Annotated in this window: 4 protein-coding genes; 2 read left to right on the forward strand and 2 right to left on the reverse strand. The window is 42.2% G+C overall.

From position 1 onward, the window contains the following. Window positions 1-288: 288 nt before the first annotated feature. Window positions 289-834 carry a hypothetical protein gene (locus D3H55_RS23430; RefSeq protein WP_119549741.1) on the forward strand — a complete coding sequence of 182 codons (546 nt, stop codon included), beginning with the start codon at window positions 289-291 and terminating at the stop codon, window positions 832-834. A gap of 44 nt (window positions 835-878) precedes the next feature. Here the strand turns inward: D3H55_RS23430 and D3H55_RS23435 are convergent, their stop codons facing one another. After that, complete coding sequence (locus D3H55_RS23435) at window positions 879-1,235, reverse strand: DUF779 domain-containing protein (RefSeq protein ID WP_119549742.1); 357 nt, start codon at window positions 1,233-1,235, stop codon at window positions 879-881. A gap of 26 nt (window positions 1,236-1,261) precedes the next feature. Next, window positions 1,262-2,782 (reverse strand): aldehyde dehydrogenase, encoded by a 1,521-nt coding sequence (gene adh, locus D3H55_RS23440; RefSeq protein ID WP_119549743.1) that lies wholly within the window; start codon window positions 2,780-2,782, stop codon window positions 1,262-1,264. Window positions 2,783-3,010: 228 nt separating this feature from the next. On the opposite strand from adh, the gene D3H55_RS23445 reads away from it, so the two are divergent. Further along, window positions 3,011-3,634: a LysE family translocator gene (locus D3H55_RS23445; protein WP_119549744.1), complete on the forward strand. Its 624-nt coding sequence runs from the start codon at window positions 3,011-3,013 to the stop codon at window positions 3,632-3,634. Window positions 3,635-4,116 lie beyond the last annotated feature (482 nt).

A 4,116-nucleotide genomic window follows, 5' to 3' on the forward strand; every position in this document is an offset into this window, starting at 1 on the left:
ATGTCAACTTCTGCGAAAAAGTATTTTTTGTTACTCATTTTTCGTTACTCGATTGGAGCAACTTTTATATCTTATCACCAATTATTCACTCTGTCAACAAGACTTCACTCTTTTTTTAAGAAGTGATATATTGGCCTGCCTCTGTGGGAGACAGTAATAGTATACTACCATTTTAAATAGAAGAATACAATGGTATTTTTTACATAAATTAATTTTCCGGTCTTATCAGCATAGTTATGGACCTGCCGGGAAAGATAGTCCCAACTTTTAATATGGAGTGGTCTGTTGATGAAACGCATTTTTTTTACCGTATTGATCCCTCTGATACTTTTTGTGATATCCGCCGTCCCTGCTCTTTCAAACGGAACTTCTGAAAATACCAGTAAAAACATTTATAGGGAGCTTGGATATAAACCTGTTGATGAGGCTGCTGAAGACTTCAAAACCCATTTTAAAATGGAACTCGCTCTTCCACTTAGAGTTCCTCCCATACCTTTCACCCATGCAATGGGAAGGATCAATGATTTAAATGGAGAAGAACAAGATTCGTTTGAAGTTAAATATATCAACGATAAAGTTCCGGATAATCATTACAAAATCACCATTCGCCCTCTCCGGCACAAGGTGGAATACAAGAAGGAGGAAATCAAGAAAAACCTCCAACTAGAGCGTGGAACTAAGGCAGTTTACCTGGATCACTCAGGCTTCAATGTCCTGGTCTTTGAAAGAGGAAACTTGCAGTACATGCTGAGCATTAATAAAAGAGTCTCCGAAATGATGCTTCCCGGTACATTGGTTCAGATAGCCAACTCTATAGAACCCGGGGCTTCATAGGACACAATGAGAAACGACCCGCCTTTTGACGGGTCGTTCCCCTCTTATATCTTTGATTTTTCTTCTTCTGTAAATACTCTTGATCTCGTCAAGAACCGGACTCCTTCAGGGCCTTCAAGCGAAAACATCCCCCCTCTTCCCTTGACTACATCTATGATTAACTGTGTGTGTTTCCAGTAACCATATTGTGCTTTGGAGATATAGAAAGGGCATTCATCGATATATCCTAGCAGAACGTCACTCTCGCCTATGAGCATGTCTCCTTCCTGATAGCACATGGGCGAGCTTCCATCACAGCATCCTCCTGATTGATGGAACAGGAGGGGGCCGTGTTTATCTTTCAGCCTTGAGATAAGTTCGGACGCATCTTCCGTAGCAACCACTTTTTTAACATCCAACATATTTATCCTCCTTTTTTAGTCGAGGATTAAAAGAAACCTAACTTCTGAGGGCTGTAGCTGACAAGGAGATTCTTTGTCTGCTGGTAATGGCTCAGCATCATCTTGTGATTTTCCCTGCCAATCCCTGACATCTTGTAACCTCCGAAGGCAGCATGTGCAGGATAGGCATGGTAGCAGTTGGTCCATACACGGCCGGCTTCAATGCTTCTGCCAAAACGGTAGGCGGTGTTTATATCCCTTGACCAGACACCGGCACCCAATCCATAAAGTGTGTCATTCGCTATTTCAAGTGCCTCTTCTGCCGTTTTGAAAGTTGTCACGGATACGACCGGACCGAAGATCTCTTCCTGGAAGATGCGCATCTTGTTATTCCCTTTGAAGACCGTCGGTTCCACATAATAGCCGCCTTCAAACTCACCTTCAAGATGGTTACGGTTCCCGCCAGTCAGGACTTCGGCGCCTTCCTGTTTACCAATATCAATATAGGATAAGATTTTTTCTAATTGTTCTGTTGAGGCTTGGGCACCCACCATTGTTTCAGTATCCAATGGATTTCCTTGCTTGATTGCTTTGACTCTTTCAAGCGCACGCTCCATGAACTTATCATAGATTGACTCGTGGATTAGAGCACGGGAAGGACATGTACAAACTTCTCCCTGGTTCAATGCAAATAGAACAAAGCCTTCAATTGCTTTATCAAGGAAATCGTCATCTTGTGCCATAATATCTTCAAAGAAGATATTTGGTGATTTTCCTCCAAGTTCCAAAGTGACCGGAATTAGATTCTGTGAAGCATATTGCATGATCAGGCGGCCGGTAGTGGTTTCACCAGTGAACGCCACTTTTGCAACCCTTTGGCTGGTGGCAAGCGGCTTTCCTGCTTCCACTCCAAAACCATTGACGATATTCACTACCCCTTTAGGCAGCAGGTCGGCGATCAGTTCCATCATCACCATGATGCTGGCCGGTGTTTGCTCTGCCGGTTTCAATACAACACAGTTTCCAGCTGCAAGTGCAGGCGCCAGCTTCCAAGTCGCCATTAACAGCGGGAAGTTCCATGGAATGATTTGGCCTACGACTCCCAGAGGTTCATGGAAATGGTAAGCAACCGTATCGGTATCTACTTCACCAATACTCCCTTCCTGCGCACGGATACATCCCGCAAAGTAGCGAAAGTGATCAATGGCAAGCGGCAGATCGGCATTCAGTGTCTCTCTGACAGGCTTTCCATTATCCCAAGTCTCGGCAACTGCGAGCATTTCCAGATTCTCTTCCAGTCTATCAGCGATTTTATTAAGGATAACAGCCCTTTCGGCGGCAGAAGTTTTTCCCCACGCATCTTTGGCTTCATGAGCAGCGTCCAGTGCAAGTTCAACATCTTCAGACGTGGATCTGGCAATCTCACAAAATGCCTTTCCGTTAACAGGAGAGATATTTTCAAAGTATTCCCCTTTAACAGGAGCTACCCATTCTCCGCCAATATAGTTGTCATACTTCTTCTTAAACTCCACCTTAGATCCTTCTTTATTCGGCTGTGCATAAATCATGAAATCCCCTCCAGATATTTATTCTGTATGTGGTTCTCCGAAGTTATGTAAGCGTTTTCTATTAGGTGTAACTCTATTATATTATAAAAATATTCAGAAATCATTTATTTTATTCCAGTCCCTGGTAGCAGGTTAAAAGAATTCAGTTGGAATCTCTTCATTATTAGACATTATTCGCATTCAAGGTGTGTTATTCTTATAGGAATTTATTTGAATGGAGGCCAAATATTGGAGAATTACTTCTTGTTCATCATTATGTCAATCATGCTGATCCTTCTCCCCGGACCCGATACAGCAATCATTACTAGAAACACACTTTCCGGCGGCAGTCCAAATGGAATGAAAACCTTGTACGGCACCATATGTGCGCTGATTATTCATACACTCGCAGCGGTAGCAGGACTATCTGCGGTCATAGTAAAATCCGCATTCCTGTTTTCCGTATTCAAATATGCAGGTGCTCTCTACTTGATCTATTTAGGAATCAAGTCATTATGGGCCATTAAGCATAATACATTTGAAAATGCTCTCTCACACACCAAATTTAAAAACAAATCCTATTTCAAACAGGGTTTCCTGACAAATATTTTGAACCCGAAGGTAGCTGTTTTCTTTCTTACCTTTCTCCCCCAGTTCGTGAATAAAGGAAGCGACCCGTTGATGCCCTTCATTTTAATGGGAGCCACATATGCCCTATTGACGTCAGCATGGTTCATGCTTTATCTCTTCTTGATTAACCAAATCAGTACCTTTATGAAAAAACCAGGAACAACTAAAGTTATTGAAGGCATGACAGGCTTAGTATTAATAGTTTTCGGGATCAGGCTGGCGTTAGAAAAAACCCATGAATAACCCTTCAGAGATTGAGGGGTTTTTGCGTTAGCTATTAGAGGATCGTTTTATAACAAGAGGGGACTGCAATAATAATGGAGTTTTAATTCACATTAAGTCTGCTCCGCTCGTCGAATCCTCATGAGCATGGCTGAAAAATTGGAGTTATGCACGGAGTTGGGGCGGTATGCATCAAATTCGGCTGGTTTTGCATCTAAATTGAAAGTTATGCACCAAAACCGGATGCTTTTGCATCCAAATTAGGATTTATGCATCAAATCCTTTTTACAGCTAAGAATCGTTTTCTTATCCTTTAGGTCAATTTTTGATATAGACATTTAAATCAGTAACTTTCAATGAAGGTTTGTCTAATGTCTAGCAACTTTAACAATCCAGGTATTTAGAATCTTAGTATGTATACAAAAAAGAGCACCCCTTCGGGTACTCTTTGATTGCCTGGCGACGTCCTACTCTCACAGGGGGAGACCCAACTACCATCGGCA

Source organism: Bacillus salacetis, from assembly GCF_003581585.1.
Taxonomy (GTDB): Bacteria; Bacillota; Bacilli; order Bacillales; family Bacillaceae_B; genus Rossellomorea; species Rossellomorea salacetis.

Bases quoted from the DNA above. Each gene is read 5' to 3' on its own strand.
- D3H55_RS23430 (WP_119549741.1), top strand. From the start codon at position 289: ATGAAACGCATTTTTTTTACCGTATTGATCCCTCTGATACTTTTTGTG.
- D3H55_RS23435 (WP_119549742.1), bottom strand. From the start codon at position 1,235: ATGTTGGATGTTAAAAAAGTGGTTGCTACGGAAGATGCGTCCGAACTT.
- adh (WP_119549743.1), bottom strand. From the start codon at position 2,782: ATGATTTATGCACAGCCGAATAAAGAAGGATCTAAGGTGGAGTTTAAG.